The sequence below is a fragment of the Proteus sp. GOKU genome (assembly GCF_015475555.1).
Taxonomy (GTDB): Bacteria; Pseudomonadota; Gammaproteobacteria; order Enterobacterales; family Enterobacteriaceae; genus Proteus; species Proteus mirabilis_B.
In genome coordinates this window covers 3,396,783-3,413,758 of the sequence record NZ_CP034105.1, presented here as the reverse complement: position 1 = coordinate 3,413,758, position 16,976 = coordinate 3,396,783, and the positions used below count along the sequence as shown (strand labels likewise).

General features: G+C 40.1%; 13 protein-coding genes and 1 tRNA gene. 5 read left to right on the top strand and 9 right to left on the bottom strand.

The features are described from left to right. Nucleotides 1-271: 271 nt before the first annotated feature. From EHE21_RS15620 to rpsU, 5 genes are all read right to left on the bottom strand, one after another. Nucleotides 272-1,288 carry a hypothetical protein gene (locus tag EHE21_RS15620; RefSeq protein ID WP_194951172.1) on the bottom strand — a complete coding sequence of 339 codons (1,017 nt, stop codon included), beginning with the start codon at nt 1,286-1,288 and terminating at the stop codon, nt 272-274. A 147-nt stretch (nt 1,289-1,435) separates the two neighbouring features. Then, nucleotides 1,436-1,512: transfer RNA gene (locus EHE21_RS15615), tRNA-Ile, on the bottom strand. A 316-nt stretch (nt 1,513-1,828) separates the two neighbouring features. After that, complete coding sequence (rpoD, locus tag EHE21_RS15610; RefSeq protein ID WP_109373053.1) at nt 1,829-3,685, bottom strand: RNA polymerase sigma factor RpoD; 1,857 nt, start codon at nt 3,683-3,685, stop codon at nt 1,829-1,831. 185 nt (nt 3,686-3,870) lie between these two features. Beyond that, on the bottom strand, nt 3,871-5,619 hold the full coding sequence (gene dnaG / locus EHE21_RS15605; RefSeq protein WP_194952689.1) for a DNA primase: 1,749 nt from the start codon (nt 5,617-5,619) through the stop codon (nt 3,871-3,873). A 112-nt stretch (nt 5,620-5,731) separates the two neighbouring features. Beyond that, on the bottom strand, nt 5,732-5,947 hold the full coding sequence (gene rpsU, locus EHE21_RS15600) for a 30S ribosomal protein S21 (protein WP_001144069.1): 216 nt from the start codon (nt 5,945-5,947) through the stop codon (nt 5,732-5,734). Between the two features lie 342 nt (nt 5,948-6,289). Between rpsU and tsaD the strand changes: the two genes are divergently transcribed. Continuing rightward, nucleotides 6,290-7,312: a tRNA (adenosine(37)-N6)-threonylcarbamoyltransferase complex transferase subunit TsaD gene (gene tsaD, locus EHE21_RS15595; RefSeq protein WP_194951171.1), complete on the top strand. Its 1,023-nt coding sequence runs from the start codon at nt 6,290-6,292 to the stop codon at nt 7,310-7,312. A gap of 106 nt (nt 7,313-7,418) precedes the next feature. On the opposite strand, the gene plsY is transcribed toward tsaD, so the two are convergent. Beyond that, on the bottom strand, nt 7,419-8,075 hold the full coding sequence (plsY, locus tag EHE21_RS15590; RefSeq protein ID WP_075672895.1) for a glycerol-3-phosphate 1-O-acyltransferase PlsY: 657 nt from the start codon (nt 8,073-8,075) through the stop codon (nt 7,419-7,421). A gap of 104 nt (nt 8,076-8,179) precedes the next feature. Here plsY and folB point away from each other — a divergent pair, with 104 nt between their 5' ends. Beyond that, nucleotides 8,180-8,530: a bifunctional dihydroneopterin aldolase/7,8-dihydroneopterin epimerase gene (folB, locus tag EHE21_RS15585; RefSeq protein ID WP_075672896.1), complete on the top strand. Its 351-nt coding sequence runs from the start codon at nt 8,180-8,182 to the stop codon at nt 8,528-8,530. Here folB and EHE21_RS15580 read toward each other — a convergent pair whose 3' ends face one another. Together EHE21_RS15580 and EHE21_RS15575 are read right to left on the bottom strand one after the other, a co-directional pair. Beyond that, nucleotides 8,531-9,769 (bottom strand): multifunctional CCA addition/repair protein, encoded by a 1,239-nt coding sequence (locus EHE21_RS15580; protein WP_194951170.1) that lies wholly within the window; start codon nt 9,767-9,769, stop codon nt 8,531-8,533. Nucleotides 9,770-9,795: 26 nt separating this feature from the next. Further along, nucleotides 9,796-10,416 carry a TIGR04211 family SH3 domain-containing protein gene (locus EHE21_RS15575; RefSeq protein ID WP_088494638.1) on the bottom strand — a complete coding sequence of 207 codons (621 nt, stop codon included), beginning with the start codon at nt 10,414-10,416 and terminating at the stop codon, nt 9,796-9,798. Between the two features lie 219 nt (nt 10,417-10,635). Between EHE21_RS15575 and EHE21_RS15570 the strand changes: the two genes are divergently transcribed. The 3 genes from EHE21_RS15570 to hldE all read left to right on the top strand — a co-directional run bounded on the left by EHE21_RS15570 (nt 10,636) and on the right by hldE (nt 15,946). Beyond that, nucleotides 10,636-11,559, top strand: coding sequence for an inorganic triphosphatase (locus tag EHE21_RS15570; RefSeq protein WP_194951169.1), 924 nt, complete (start codon nt 10,636-10,638; stop codon nt 11,557-11,559). Nucleotides 11,560-11,585: 26 nt separating this feature from the next. Next, nucleotides 11,586-14,426 carry a bifunctional [glutamate--ammonia ligase]-adenylyl-L-tyrosine phosphorylase/[glutamate--ammonia-ligase] adenylyltransferase gene (gene glnE, locus EHE21_RS15565; RefSeq protein WP_194951168.1) on the top strand — a complete coding sequence of 947 codons (2,841 nt, stop codon included), beginning with the start codon at nt 11,586-11,588 and terminating at the stop codon, nt 14,424-14,426. A gap of 95 nt (nt 14,427-14,521) precedes the next feature. After that, nucleotides 14,522-15,946, top strand: a complete 1,425-nt coding sequence (hldE, locus tag EHE21_RS15560; protein WP_194951167.1) for a bifunctional D-glycero-beta-D-manno-heptose-7-phosphate kinase/D-glycero-beta-D-manno-heptose 1-phosphate adenylyltransferase HldE — start codon at nt 14,522-14,524, stop codon at nt 15,944-15,946. 92 nt (nt 15,947-16,038) lie between these two features. On the opposite strand, the gene EHE21_RS15555 is transcribed toward hldE, so the two are convergent. Beyond that, nucleotides 16,039-16,743 carry a GntR family transcriptional regulator gene (locus EHE21_RS15555; RefSeq protein WP_088494641.1) on the bottom strand — a complete coding sequence of 235 codons (705 nt, stop codon included), beginning with the start codon at nt 16,741-16,743 and terminating at the stop codon, nt 16,039-16,041. Between the last annotated feature and the right edge of the window lie 233 nt (nt 16,744-16,976).

Genomic DNA, 16,976 nt, shown 5'->3' with positions numbered 1-16,976 from the left:
ATTTCAGTTTTAAAATTCTTCAAACCGATACACCAGACCGCGCCACTGCTGAGGAGTTGCAGATATCCCGCAACTGAAATTTGTGAAAGGTTTTTCAGTTTTTTTCAGTCAGAAGATCTAAAAAAGGATCGCGGTAAAAAATCAATGCATTGAAATGAAAGGAAATATTCTATTTTACGTGAGAGGAAAACGATCACCACAAACGTCGCATAATTACAAAAAGCCAGGAACGGCGTGGCATTGCGGGATTTGGAAAACTGAAATTATATAATTAATCGTTCTTGGTAAATTGATAGTAGTGATAACTACATAAACCGTCGTTATCTTGGTCATCCTGCTTCAGGTGTTCATCGCATACACTACAATTTTCGTAGTCTAATGTGTTGCCACACCACACGCATTTTTGTTCATAAATTAAAAATGTATGATGTCGGCAGGCATAACATTCTTCAATGAGTGGTTCGTCTCCATTTTGTGGATTGCAATCATGCGCCATATCAAGTCTATGAAAGAGTTCGGGGCAAATAAGATCACTATGAGCACACGATGAACAGTTATATTTAAGAGTATCTTCATCACGGTCAAAAGTTTTCCCTTCATCAATATCCTCTTGATTAGCTTTAATAAGTTTTGAACCACAGTTTTCACAACAACATTTAACTAGGTATTCTTGTAGCCCTTCAGGAATATCAGCTGATTCCCAAGAATTCTCACATACCTTAAGTTCATTATCATAAAACTCTTTGTGTGCAAGCATTATCTTCCAAGAAGAACCCAATATATCTAATGGCGACTGATGCAATTTTTCAGTAATAAAATCATGTAAAACAGGAAACAAGTTAGCAATAAAGCCGGCTAATTCCCCAAACGTATGACGAGGATGCAGGTGTTCTAGTTCATTACGGCAGTCGTGGAGTGTCTTTATAATAGCCCAATTTACATCTATGCCGAAATTGTTAAAACGCTGTTTTATTCCTTCAACATCAATAGTTGTTTTCTTGAAATTACCGTTAGGACGCCAGTTAAATCCTCCTTTATCATCAAGAACAGGCAAGATTGCAGGAGGATTAAGTATTAATTCATAAGCATCAGTTGGATCATTTACAGATGATGCGATTTTATATTTAAATAAAAGTAACATACCGGAAAATAGATTTCGTACAGATGATAATGCTCTTTCTGGCTTACTTTTTGATAATTCAAAATCCTCAATACCTAGTTGGATTGAGGTAATAGCATTTTCATATAATTTCATAGCATCAAGCATCGGTTTTTGCTTGGCATTCATTACTATTCTCCATGTTATGAAGCAATTAATTACCAAAGATAGCTAATATAAAAAATCTCTGCTGCTATTTTGCTGCCATCAGCTTGCAGATGTAAAAAAGCCACCCAGTGAAAGGTGGCTTAATACACTGATAAATCAGTAAAAAATTGGTGGCCCCTACTGGACTTGAACCAGTGACCAAGCGATTATGAGTCGCCTGCTCTAACCAACTGAGCTAAGGGGCCTAATGGGATGAGATTATACGTGCCATTTGGCACTAGGTCTAGCCTTTGAATGACTGTATGCGCAAATTCTGTTCAATCTAAACAATAAAAAAATAAAACAGAGAATAACTGTGATATCAATAACATAGTGTAATGATTAACGGATAAGCTTACGTATAGGCACAATAATATAAATAATAAGGCTATTTTTTATAAATATGTGTAGGTGAAATTTATCGTAGCTTGGATAGATTGCAGATACCGTTTTGAAATCCCATAAAAAAACGCCTGTGATATCACAGGCGTTGATTATAACTTTTATTGAAAAGTAAGTTGATTACTCATCAAGGAAGCTACGTAACACTTCAGAACGGCTTGGGTGGCGTAATTTACGCAGTGCCTTCGCTTCAATCTGACGAATACGTTCACGGGTAACATCAAACTGTTTACCCACTTCTTCCAAGGTATGGTCGGTATTCATATCGATACCGAAACGCATACGCAGGACTTTTGCTTCACGTAATGTTAAACCTGCTAACACTTCGTGAGTTGCTGAACGTAAGCTTTCTGATGTTGCAGAATCCAGTGGTAACTCGAGAGTCGTATCCTCGATAAAATCACCTAAATGTGAATCTTCATCGTCACCGATTGGGGTTTCCATGGAGATTGGTTCTTTAGCGATTTTCAGTACCTTGCGGATCTTGTCTTCAGGCATCAGCATGCGTTCTGCAAGCTCTTCTGGTGAAGGCTCACGTCCCATCTCTTGCAACATTTGACGAGAAATACGGTTCAGTTTATTAATCGTTTCAATCATGTGAACAGGGATACGGATTGTACGCGCCTGATCAGCGATTGAACGAGTAATTGCCTGACGGATCCACCATGTTGCATAAGTTGAGAACTTATAACCACGACGGTATTCAAATTTATCAACCGCTTTCATCAGGCCGATATTCCCTTCCTGAATTAGGTCAAGGAACTGTAGGCCACGGTTGGTATATTTTTTCGCGATAGAGATAACGAGACGTAAGTTCGCTTCGACCATCTCTTTTTTTGCACGACGTGCTTTTGCTTCACCGATAGACATACGACGGTTAATATCTTTAACCTGTTCGATTGTCAGTCCAGTTTCAACTTCGATTTGTTGCAGTTTTTGTAAGCTGCGTTGTACTTCTTCTTCAATACCTGCCAGTTTTTCGGACCACGGCTTATTCATTGCACGAGCGGCAGTGAACCATGTGTCATTGGTTTCGTTACCTGTAAACAAAGTAATGAAGTTTTTCTTTGGCATCTTAACTTGATCAACACAAAGACGCATGATGTGGCGCTCTTGAGCACGAACTCGGTCCATCATGTCACGCATATTGTTAACCAGATAATCAAACTGTTTCGGTACTAAACGGAACTGTTTGAAAATTTCAGATAACAATAAGATTTCAAGCTCTGTATCTTTGTGGTTACGACCTTTCGCCTTGATAGTTTGGCGAGTTTTTTCGTATTGCTCACGAAGCTCAGTAAATTTCTGACGCGCTAATTCAGGATCGATGCTGTTATCATCATCGCTATCGCTGTCATTGTCGCCATCTTCATCTTCGTCTTCATCTTCGTCTTCAGCGCTGTTGTCAACTTCATCATCATCTTTGCCTAAGTTGACATCTTCACTTTCTGCCATTTCTTCGGCATTAGGGTCAATAAACGCAGTAATTAAGTCTGAAAGACGTGCTTCGCCAGCTTCAACGCGATCGTACTGTTCAAGAAGATAAGTAATTGCTTCAGGATATTCTGCAACGGAACATTGAACTTGGTTAATACCATCTTCAATGCGTTTTGCGATATCAATTTCACCTTCCCGGGTGAGCAGTTCAACGGTACCCATTTCGCGCATATACATACGCACAGGGTCGGTTGTACGGCCAATCTCAGATTCTACACTAGAAAGTACCTGAGCTGCGGCTTCTGCAGCATCATCATCAGTATCATTTGAATTTTCTGCCAGCATCAGATCATCGGCGTCAGGTGCTTCTTCCATAACCTGAATGCCCATGTCGTTAATCATCTGGATGATGTCTTCGATTTGATCTGAATCGACGATATCTTCCGGCAGATGGTCATTGACCTCAGCATAGGTCAGGTAGCCTTGCTCCTTACCTTTAGTAACAAGTAGCTTCAGCTGTGACTGCGGGTTTTGCTCCATAAGACGGTATCCACACTTCAAAGTAATTTGGGTTGGTGTCGGTCGGCGATAACTGTTCAGCCAACAATAACTACGGAGGGGCATTTCATTGTCGATTGCTACGGTCCCCTCAGCGTAGCAAATGTAGGTTTTTAGTACCTACCGATAGCGGCAATTAAGCCGTGTTTTTAATCTTAATTCTGTGTTTACTTTTTAACGCGTGCCTGTATTATCAATTGGACTTCTTCGCGTTCATCTTGCGTTAGGCCTTCTGTTCTCTCTTTCGCAATAAGGGCGTTTAAACGTTCGTCCATTGCGGTTAAAAAAAGATGATCTAACGTGTCTGTAAAGGTTTTCTCTGCAATCTCATCTATATCTATATCGTTCCACATTGCCAATTTTTCAAGCTGTTTACCGAATTTATTCTCTCTATAGAGTTCGATAATCTGTCCTGTATTTAGGCCCGGTTGTGCTTGGCAAACGGAAACTAATTCAATAAAAAGCGATAGACCTGCAATTTTTTCTGTACTTAATCCCTCGAGAGGGGGCACTAATTTAGAGAATTCTGGGTTTTGTATCAATAGGGCGATCAATATACGCATCGGTGTTGTGCGTAATTTTGTCGGTTGATACGATAATTCGTGATTAACCGGCGTTCTACCAAATAAACGATCCATCTGCTCTATATCGGGATTTCCCGTTAAGCTTCCAAGCTCTCTTAATAAATATAGACGTAAAGTTTCACTTGGGATCTTATCTATTAATGGTCTGGCTAAACTATACAGCTTACCATTGCCTTCTTGAGTACTCAGATCCACTTGAGGAACGAGTGAATCAAATAAAAATTCTGATAATGAATGTGCTTGTTCCATACGTTTTTCAAAAGCTTCTTTACCTTCACGACGAACCAATGAATCAGGATCATCACCTTCGGGTAAAAACATAAAACGTAAAGAGCGACCATCATTTAAAAAAGGAAGGGCGGTTTCCAATGCTCGCCATGCGGCATCACGACCGGCCCTATCTCCATCATAGCAGCAAATAATGTTATCCGTTGTCCGAAAGAGCAACTGGATATGTTCTGCTGTAGTGGAGGTTCCTAATGAGGCAACGGCATAATCAATACCAAACTGCGCTAATGCCACAACATCCATATAACCTTCAACAACTAATAGCTTTGTGACGTTATTATTAGATTGTTGTGCTTCATAAAGTCCGTAAAGTTGGCGGCCTTTATGGAATATCTCTGTTTCTGGTGAGTTCAAGTATTTAGGTAAATCATCACCTAATACTCGTCCACCGAAGGCAATAACACGGCCACGTCTATCTCGGATAGGAAACATGACTCGTTGGCGAAAACGATCATAAGTACGACCATTATCGTTAGTTATTACCATACCCGCTTCAAGAAGTAAGGCTTTATTATCGGCACTTTGACCAAAACGTTTTAGGGCGTTATCCCAACCTGTTGGTACAAACCCAATAGAAAAACGGGTAATAATATCTTCAGTAAGCCCACGATGCGCAAGGTAGTTTCTTGCTTCCTGTGCATCAGGTTTATTGAGAGCGCTACTATAATACTGATTCAACTTCTCCATCACTTGATAGAGATTTTGTCTTATATGTCGTTCAATAGGGCTACTGCCTGTTCCTGTTTCATAAGGAACTTCTAACCCATGCATTGCTGCTAACTCTTCAATGGTTTCGACAAACTCGAGCCTGTCGTAATTCATTAAAAAATCAATAGCATTGCCATGCGCGCCGCAACCAAAACAGTGATAAAACTGTTTGTCGCTATTTACTGTGAAAGAGGGCGTTTTTTCATTATGAAACGGACAACACGCTGAATGATTTTTGCCTTGTTTTTTTAACGGCACGCGAGCGTCGATAAGATCGATGATATCGGTTCGAGCTAGCAAATCATTGATAAATGAACGTGGAATTCGTCCAGCCATAAGCCCTTTTACGCCTGTTGTTGAACGAGAATAAGCCGCGCTCTCAGAAGAAAGCACGGCCTTTAACTGCGACTACAGTGTCTGCATACGTTGCGGTATAAGCCGCAAAATATTAGTACAGACGAGTACGACGTGCGTTTTCGCGAGCTAATTTTTTAGCGTGACGTTTTACTGCTGATGCTTTAGCGCGTTTACGTTCAGTCGTTGGTTTTTCATAAAACTCACGACGACGAACTTCTGCTAATACGCCTGCTTTTTCACAAGAGCGTTTGAAACGACGAAGAGCAACGTCAAATGGCTCGTTTTCACGTACTTTGATTACCGGCATGTGCCTCTCACCTCAATAGAAATCGGTTTGCGCTGGCATTATTTAAGCCAGCCGACATTTAAAATGGTGCGGAATTTTACTTCAAAGCAGGGCACTTTGTAAAGAGATGCACAAAATTGAAACGCAAACTCTCACTTTTGTGTCTTTTTTGGGAGAACACGAAAAGCGAAAATCGCTAACCACACATTTAAATCACTTAAAATAGGTGGATAATTATAGAACAGAAAAAGGAATTTGTCACATGCTGGTATGTAAAAGATGTGCCGAAGGCGTATAAAATCATCGAAATAATGGTACAATCGATTTATTACGCGAGTCCGCGAAGAAGAATTTGGAAGCGTCATGCGAGTTTTAGGTATTGAAACATCTTGCGATGAAACCGGTATCGCAATTTACGATGATAAAGCCGGTCTATTAGCGAATCAACTTTATAGCCAAATTAAACTGCACGCCGATTATGGTGGTGTAGTTCCTGAACTTGCTTCACGGGATCATATCCGTAAAACAGTACCTCTTATTCAAGCGGCACTGAAAGAAGCAAATCTTACGGCAAAAGATATTGATGCGGTTGCTTATACTGCGGGCCCCGGTCTTGTTGGCGCTTTGCTTGTAGGTGCAACAATTGGGCGCTCATTAGCTTTTGCATGGGATGTTCCTGCTATTCCTGTTCATCATATGGAAGGCCATTTATTGGCGCCAATGCTTGAAGAGAAAACACCTGAGTTTCCGTTTGTGGCGCTTTTGGTTTCTGGTGGTCATACACAGTTAATCAGTGTGACAGGAATTGGCGAATACACCTTATTAGGTGAATCTATCGATGATGCTGCTGGCGAAGCTTTTGATAAAACAGCAAAATTGTTGGGATTAGATTATCCCGGCGGTCCTGTATTATCGAAAATGGCGCAGCAGGGCACAGAAGGTCGATTTGTTTTTCCTCGCCCAATGACAGACAGACCGGGGCTTGACTTTAGTTTCTCTGGTTTAAAAACCTTTGCGGCTAATACAATTCGTCAAAATGACGATTCAGACCAAACTCGCGCTGATATTGCACGGGCATTTGAAGATGCTGTTGTTGATACGCTAGCGATAAAATGTCGCAGAGCTTTAGAACAAACGGGCTTTAAACGTTTAGTGATGGCGGGTGGTGTAAGTGCTAACCGGACATTACGTGCGAAAATGGAAACCGTGATGAAGCAATTAGGTGGCGAAGTTTTTTATGCGCGTCCTGAACTGTGTACTGATAATGGTGCAATGATTGCATTAGCGGGAATGATCCGCTTTAAAGGCGGTACAGAAGGCCCATTAAGTGTGACTGTAAGACCACGCTGGCCTTTAGCTGAATTGCCCGCCCTTGAAAATAAATAATATATTGTAAAGTGTCTATTTCTAATTTGGCACATGATATCTGCAAAAGAAAAGCCACTTTAAAGTGGCTTTTCTTTTTTCAATTCAAATTTTAAACAGAAGCTAATTAATCTTCTTTTTCTTGCTCTTTCGCTTCTTGAATGATCTCTTTTTCCGTTTTTTCAGTTTTTTTCTTCAATTTGTGCCAGATCCGGCTCTCTTGGCCGCGCCATAAACGTTGAATATTGTCATGATGACGGTAAAGTACAAGACATGATAATAACGCGACGGGATAAGTGAATTCTGGTTTAAACCACCAAACGTAAAAAGGGGCAAGCAGTGCGCTGATGATCGCGCCAAGTGATGAATAGCCACTCAGTAAGACGGTGAGTAACCATGTTCCTGCGATAAGACCACTTAAATCCCAACCAATGGCAGCGATAGCACCAAACGCAGTGGCGACGCCTTTTCCGCCTTTAAAGTGGAAGAAAACAGGGTAGATATGCCCAAGGCAAGCCGCGATTGCCACAATGCCGAGGTAAAAAGGAGGCACATTTAAGTAGTAGGCGAGCCAAACAGGGAGCATCCCTTTTAGGACGTCACAGATAAGTACTGCCGCTGCGGCCGCTTTTCCACCAATACGTAGGACGTTGGTCGCTCCGGGATTGCCAGAGCCAAATTTTCTTGGATCAGGTAGTCTTGCCAGTCGGCAAATCAATATCGCGCTGGAGATTGAGCCGCACAAGTAGGCGAAGATGATCATTCCAAGTGCGTTAGCACTCATTTGTATTCTCCAATGTTTATGTAAGTTCGTTAGGCATGTATGGATAATACGCATATTTCATCGGAAGTGGTATCCGATGAGCAGAAAAAATAAGAGATGACGTGATGGATATCGTATTTATTGAGCAATTATCAGTAATAACCACAATCGGTGTTTATGATTGGGAAAAAACCATAAAGCAAAAATTAGTGTTCGATATCGAAATGGAATGGGATAACAAACGCGCATCCCAAACCGATGATGTGGTTCATTGTTTAGATTATGCCAGTGTGAGTAATGCAATCATTGACTATGTTGAGACTCGACGTTTTGAATTAGTTGAACGTGTAGCAGAAGAAGTGGCACAGCTATTGATAACTCAATTTGCTGTACCTAGAGTAAAAATTAAATTAGCGAAACCTGGGGCTGTTGCACAAGCCAAAAACGTGGGTGTGATTATTGAGCGTAAAGCTTAATTAGTGCTGATCCTGATTAAGTCGCGATTTCCATTTTATAATCGCGACTTCTCGTTGCTTGGTTAGCGCATCTCGTATTGCACTTCCTTTTAATCCACTTTCAATAATTGGCTTAATATCCACATTATTTGCAATTGCGAAAGCTTGGCAAAGAAACGCGCGTTGTGGGTAAACGAGATTTTCTAATCCTTTGCGTCCTCTAGCGTCGGCTTCACTCACCATTGCTAATTGCTCAACACGTTCAGGTTTTCGCCATGCATCAATAGCATCAAATAAGCGGATTATTTTTGAAGGGCGCATTCTATCAATACGATGGATATGATCATGAAATCTTGCCGTTAAGCGTGCCAAATCACGGATATGATTAGGAATACGATAACGCAGGCATAAGGCTTCAACTAAGGGAACACCAGCAGGACCATGTCCATGGTGATGAGGCCAATTTTCAGGAGGTGTTAATCCTTTTCCCAAATCATGGCATAAGGCGCTAAAGCGCACTGCAATATCGTCGGTTAATTGGCTGGCGATATTGAGTACCATCATGGCATGAATGCCTGTATCGATTTCTGGATGCCATTTTTCAGGCGCAGGAACACCAAACAAAGCATCAATTTCAGGGAAAAGAACGCTTAAAGCACCACATTGGCGTAGAACTTCAAAATAGACTTGAGGCGCGGGGCTCTCAAGGGCTTTTTCTGTCTCTTTCCAAACACGTTCAGCAGTCAGTGCATTTAGCTCGCCACTTTGTGCCATCGTTTTCATTAATTGCAGTGTTTCAGGTGCAACATTAAATCCTAAAAGTGCAAATCGTGCAGCAAAACGTGCAACTCGCAAAACTCTTAAAGGATCTTCTGAAAAGGCTTCAGAAACATGGCGAAGTTGTCTTGCATGGATATCATCTATGCCATGATAAGGATCGACATATTCACCATCAGCAGAATAAGCAATGGCATTAATGGTGAGATCACGACGTGCGAGATCGTCTTCTAACGTGACATCTGGTGCCGCATAACAAGTGAAACCCGTGTAACCTGAGCCTGATTTTCGTTCTGTACGCGCAAGGGCATACTCTTCATGAGTATCTGGATGAAGAAAAACAGGAAAATCTTTGCCTACTTGTTGATAGCCTTGTTGTAACAGCATTTGAGGTGTTGCACCAACAACAACCCAATCTCTGTCTTTTACTGGCATCTGTAATAGTTGGTCGCGCACAGCGCCACCAACAAGGTATATATTCACGGGATCACTGTTCCTTTGGCTGGATATTAGTTCATCCAACGATCATTACGTTTACGACGGCGCGGAATAATATGTGGAAGGATCAGACCAAAAACAAGACCTGCACCTGCAACACCACCACCATACATAAACCACTGTAAGATGATATCGCGTTGTCTGTCATCTAATTGTTGATTAGCAAAATCGAGTTTTTTCTCTGCGACAGCGAGCTTTGTTCTCATTTGTTCATTTTCTTTTTTCAAGCCATTGATGATGTCATCGCTGTTTGAAACTTTATTTTGCATATCAGTGGTGCGTTGGTTCCAGCTTTGATCGATATTCGCCAGTTTATCGCGCAGTGTTTGGATCTCTTTTTCCATAGCAGGAATACGAGTACGCATACTTGGTTGGGCACTGAGTTGGCTTTCTGGTAGCCAAACGGTACGATCTTTATCGTCTTTAATCTGTACATAACCCGTTGCTGCGTTACGAGAAATGACAGTAACGGTTGAGCCCGAGTTTAAAGAGCCAACAATTCGATACTGATTTCCTGGTCCACTGTGTACATAAGTGGATAATTCATCGGAAACATAACGAGTTTCTGCGTGTGAGCTCAGAGAAACGCCTAAGCCAAGTAAGGAAAGAAAAAGTAAGGGTAATTTTCGCATTATGTTTTCAACTTTTTTATCTATACAAGAGAATATTTTTACTGATACTAAAGAGTAAAGTTTGCGTAAGCAAATAGTAAACCAGAATGAGAACACTCTTAACTGGTAGAATATAGGGATAATCTGCCTTTTATTCATTATTGTTATTAGGCTATCACTTGCAAAATGAAAATGCGTCAAATATTTTACTAATCAATTGATTTACTTAAGGGAAATAGAATGAGCCAATTAGAAACTGAACTCAAAATGAGTGCCATACCTGCCGCTATTCCTCACATTATTCAGCGCATTCTTACTCTACCTCATCAGCACTCTGCACCTAAAAAGCTGACTAATCTTTACTTTGAGACGACAGATAATCAAATTCGTCGTTGGGATATGGGGTTGCGTATTCGTGGTGTTGATGAAAGTTATGAAATGACAATTAAAACAGCCGGTAAAGTGGTTGCAGGTTTGCATCAACGTCCAGAATATAATGTGAAATTAGAGCAACCTAAATTAGATTTAGCTCGCTTTCCAGCAGAAATCTGGCCTGAAAATACAGATTTAACCCTATTAGAAACACAACTCAATGTGCTGTTTAATACCGATTTTTATCGTGAAATCTGGCTGGTGGATTTTCAAAATAGCCAAATTGAAGTGGTATTAGATAAAGGTACTATTCGTACTCATCAATATGAGTTACCGATCGAAGAGTTCGAGTTAGAGCTTAAAAAAGGCGATGTGTCAGATGTTATCGCATTAGCGACTTATTTGGGTGAGAAGGGAGGATTGCGCCTCGCTTCTCGCAGTAAAGCGGCTCGTGGCTATTATTTAGCAAAGGATAAACCTGCTTTATCGTTGAGTGTGGTGAACCTTTCTCCTAGTGATACAACTGCTCAGCAACTCACAAAATGGTTAAGTGCAATACAAGCATTAGAAGAAGCCATTTTTGCTAACCCAACACCACCGACAATCACTATGCCTGCAATGTTGGCGTTATTTTCAGATTGGTGTAAAAAACAGTCTGATTTACCTGGATCTATGCAACAGTCACTCAATGGTATTTCACCGTTAACATTTACAACCGCAACCGACTATTATCATGTTTTATGGTTGAACTTTAAGTTATCTTCTATGGCGTGGTTACTATCTATTGCTTAATTTTCTGACAACTTGAGAGTCTATTTATGTCTGTTATCGGTGTATTTCAACAATTGTGGAATAAAGCGCAGTGTGGGTTCTCTTCTCAATTAAATGCGTTAGCGCCTTTTAGTGAGCTTGAACAACAGTTTTTTGCTTTTAGCCCTTTTGCAACAGAGCATTTACACGTTAATCCGCAATGGTTGACGGATATCAGGCAAAATCCACCAACCAGTGTGGAATGGCAGAGTTATGAGTCTCAATTAACAGAAAAATTAGCCAATATTGATAATGAAGATGATGTGATGCGGATCTTACGCCAATTTCGTCATCAACAATTAGTGCGCATTGCATGGCTACAATTTTTTCAATTAGGCGATATTCCTTGTGCACTAAAACATTTGAGCGTATTGGCTGAAACATTAATTTGTGTCGCGAGAGATACGCTTTATCAGCAATGTTGCCAACAATGGGGAACTCCCTGTGATAATGAGGGAAAACCTCAGCCATTACTGATTTTAGGAATGGGAAAACTGGGTGGATTTGAACTTAACTTTTCTTCTGATATCGACTTAATTTTTGCCTATCCTGAAAATGGATTTACGCAAGGTGGACGCCGAGAATTAGATAATGCACAGTTTTTTACTCGCTTAGGTCAAAAGCTTATTAAGGCTTTGGATCAACATACCATTGATGGCTTTGTCTATCGTGTTGATATGCGATTGCGCCCTTTTGGTGAAAGCGGTCCTTTGGTAATGAGTTTTGCAGCACTGGAAGATTATTATCAAGAGCAAGGGCGCGATTGGGAACGCTATGCGATGATCAAAGCGCGTGTGCTAGGTGCAGAAAAGAAAGAGTATTGCCAAGTTTTACGGCAAATGTTGCGTCCTTTTGTTTATCGTCGTTATATTGATTTTAGTGTTATCCAATCACTTAGAAATATGAAATCCATGATCAGTCGTGAAGTACGCCGTCGTGGTATGATTGATAATATAAAATTAGGCTCTGGTGGTATTCGTGAAATCGAATTTATTACTCAGGTTTTCCAGCTAATTCGCGGGGGAAGAGAGCCTGAGTTACAAAGTAATTCATTATTAACAGTGCTTAATGTTATCACTAAACTTGAGCTGTTAACGTCACAAGAAACCGCTCAACTCACTGAAAGTTATCTTTTTCTTCGTCGATTAGAAAATTTACTACAATCTATTGGCGATCAACAAACCCAAACCCTACCTGAAAGTGAAGAAGATAAAGCACGGTTAACTTTTGCAATGGGATTTGATGATTGGGAAACGCTTTATCAAGAAATTAACCATAAGATGCAGGCGGTTTCCGTGATATTCACGCAATTGATTGGTGAAGAAGACGAGAATGATGATGAAGATGATATCTCTGAATTTAAGCGTCTTTGGTTACTTGGGCGTTTGCCTGAAACGTCGCCATTATTTCATGAAACATTAACCATCGAAGCTCTTGGGGCGATAAATCAGACGTTACAGAATTTTCGACAAGATATTGGCAAGCGAACGATTGGACCGAGAGGACGTGATGTTCTTGATGCCTTAATGCCCAAACTATTAGCTAAAATTTGCCAGCAACCTCAAACTCTAGTGACACTACAACGTGTGACGCCTCTGCTATTAAGCATTGTGAGTCGTACAACGTATTTAGAGCTGATGCAAGAGTCGGATGAAGTTTTAACACATGTTATACGACTCTGTGCGGCATCACCGATGATCGCTGAACAATTAGCGCTTCACCCTTTATTGCTAGATGAATTACTTGATCCTAACTCTCTTTATCAACCCCTGCCTTTAGATGCGTATCGTGATGAATTACGCCAATATTTATTACGTGTACCGGAAGAAGATGAAGAGCAACGATTAGAAGCATTGCGCCAGTTTAAGCAAGCCCAATTACTACGTATCGCTGCTGAAGATATTACAGGTGTATTACCAGTCATGAAGGTTAGCGACCACTTAACCTATTTAGCTGAAGCTATTATTCATGCTGTTGTTCATCAAGCTTGGTCATATATGGTGAAACGTTATGGTGAGCCTGAACATTTAGCTCATCGTGATGGATTGGGTTTTGCAGTCATTGGGTACGGTAAATTGGGGGGATGGGAGCTAGGATATAGCTCTGATTTGGATTTGGTCTTTTTATTAGATTGTCCAATAAATACGGTGACAACAGGGGCTAAACAGATTGATGCCCGCCAATTTTATCTGCGTTTAGCACAGCGTATTATCCATTTATTTAGTACCAGAACATCTTCTGGTGTGTTGTACGAAGTCGATGCGCGTTTACGCCCTTCAGGTGAATCCGGTATGTTGGTTAGTACTATTCAAGCTTTTGATGAATATCAGAAAAATGAAGCTTGGACTTGGGAGCATCAAGCGCTAATTCGTGCCAGAATGATTTACGGCGATGATGAATTACAACAGATGTTTTCACGTATTCGTCATGAAACGTTATGTCTTTCTCGTGATGCTGATGTGTTACAAAATGAAGTGCGCGATATGCGTAAAAAAATGGTGCAGCATCTTGCACCAACACAAACAGATAAGTTTGATTTAAAAACTTCATCTGGCGGCATTACCGATATTGAATTTATCGCACAATATTTAGTATTGCGTTTTTCTCACCAATATCCAGCTTTAACTCGTTGGTCTGATAATGTGCGTATTTTTGAGTTAATGGCAAAACATCAAGTAATGGATGAAGATGAAGCTCTCGCTTTAACACATGCTTATGTCACATTACGTAATGAATTGCATCATCTGGCGCTACAAGCATTACCTGCCATTGTGGATAATCATTGTTTTATCGCAGAGCGAGAGTGCGTATTAAAAAGCAAACTGAAGTGGCTCGGTGAACAAGAGTAATGGTTTGTTGGCATGAAGTCTTATGTGTATCTCTTTTTGCCTAACAAGTTATGGTATTATTTCGGCTTATTTTGAAAATAAATGTGGAGTATGGGATGAAAGTAACGCTGCCGGATTTTAATAAGGCCAATGTGTTGGTTGTCGGTGACGTCATGTTAGACCGCTATTGGTATGGCCCAACAAGTCGAATTTCACCAGAAGCCCCAGTGCCAGTGGTCAAAGTAGATACCACAGAAGAGCGACCAGGCGGGGCTGCAAACGTTGCAATGAATATCGCGTCTCTTGGTGCTAATTCGCGTTTAGTGGGTTTAACCGGTATTGATGAAGCCGCAAAAGCATTGAGCAATACATTAAATCAGGTCAATGTGCGTTGTGATTTTGTCTCTGTTGCGACACATCCAACGATCACAAAATTACGTGTTCTTTCTCGTAATCAGCAATTAATCCGTCTTGATTTTGAAGAAGGATTTAGCAATGTTGATCCTCAACCTATTTATGAACGTATTCAGCAAGCATTGCCTTCTATTGGTGCATTGGTTTTATCAGACTATGCCAAAGGGGCGCTTTCTCATGTTCAAGAGATGATCAAACTGGCAAAAAAAGCGGGTGTACCTGTATTAATCGATCCTAAGGGATCTGATTTTGAACGTTATCGCGGTGCAACGTTATTAACGCCAAATATGTCTGAATTTGAACAAGTCGTTGGTGTTTGTAAAACCGATGAAGAGCTGGTGGAAAAAGGCACAAAATTAGTTAGAGATTTAGATCTTGAAGCGCTGCTTATCACTCGCTCAGAGCGCGGAATGAGCTTACTTCGTGCTAATGAAGCCCCACTGCATTTACCAACTCAAGCACAAGAAGTTTATGATGTTACTGGTGCTGGTGATACGGTAATTGGCGTATTAGCAACCTCTTTAGCTGCTGGTAAACCTTTAGGTGAAGCCTGTTTCCTTGCTAACGCAGCTGCGGGTGTTGTTGTCGGTAAATTAGGGACATCAACGGTGTCACCTATCGAGCTTGAAAATGCAATCCGTGGTCGTTCTGACAACGGTTTCGGCATGATGGAAGAAGAGCAACTAAAACAAGCTGTCGAATTAGCGCGTCAACGTGGTGAGCGTATCGTTATGACGAATGGTTGTTTTGATATTCTTCATGCAGGTCACGTTAGCTATTTAGCGAACGCACGTAAATTAGGTGATCGCCTTATTGTTGCTGTAAATAGTGATGCGTCTACTAAGCGATTAAAAGGTGAAAGTCGTCCTGTTAACCCATTAGAGCAGCGCATGACAGTTTTAGGTGCTTTAGGTGCAGTCGATTGGGTTGTTGCATTTGAAGAAGATACACCACAGCGCTTAATTGCCTCTGTATTACCGGATATCTTAGTTAAAGGTGGCGATTATAAGCCTGAAGATATCGCAGGTAGTAAAGAAGTTTGGGCAGCAGGTGGTGAAGTAAAAGTGCTGAATTTTGAAGATGGTATTTCTACAACAAATATCATTAACGCAATTAAAAAGAAATAATTAAGCTCTTTTATTAAGCTTAAAAGAAAGCACTCTACGGGGTGCTTTTTTTGTTATGGTGACTAATTATTATGTTCTAATATTATCAATAATTATTGTTCTCGTTTTAAATGATACTCAACAATATAATCTTGAGTGTTTCTATACATGATTGAATAGTTAATATAATCACCATGGATACTGTATGATAATGTGCTGAGTCTTAATATTGGAATGTTATTTTCTATTTTTAATAATTGACAAATATTGTTGTCTGGCATTATAGGATGAAATGTTTCGTAACTTCCCGCTATTTTTATTTGGCAAACATTCTCAATAAAGTCAAACTTAGAGCCTTCTAAATGGGTTAATGTTAAATTAGTAAAATATTTAACAGGCATATAACTATCTTCAACAATAAGCGGTTTATTATCAACGTAACGTATTCGCCTTGAATAAAAAATACGTTCATTTGAATTAATTCGTAATTTGCTAGCAATAGATAAAGGACAGGGAATAACACTAAATTCTATAACTTCACTTCTTACATTGTGGCCTGTATTTGCCATTAATTCGACAAAGCCTTTTAAGCTTGCATTTTCATGATGAACATCTTTCTCTTTAATATAAGTCCCTGAACCTTGCTTCCGTTCTAATAAACCTGCGATAACCAGTAAATCTATAGCTTTACGGATAGTCATCCTTGAAACATCGTATTGCTCTGCTAATGTTTTTTCAGCCGGTAATGTGTCACCAATTTGATATCCTGCCGAATTTATTTGAATTCTTAGGCTTTTTGCAATGTCTTTATAGATCACTTTTATACCTCTTTTTATTCTAAAAAATAGTTTTCTATATTTAGAATATCTGAGTCTAATGTTTTGATATATAGCAAAATGATTTGTAGTTTGAAAATGTGAACGTTATCAAAAAATAAAAAGTGATCTGCTTTTTTACAAAAAGGTAGATCACTTTACTTGAAAGATTAATATGAATTAGATCACGAATAACTCATTTCGAGTGAGAGAATAAAGAGAAAAGAATCTAATCT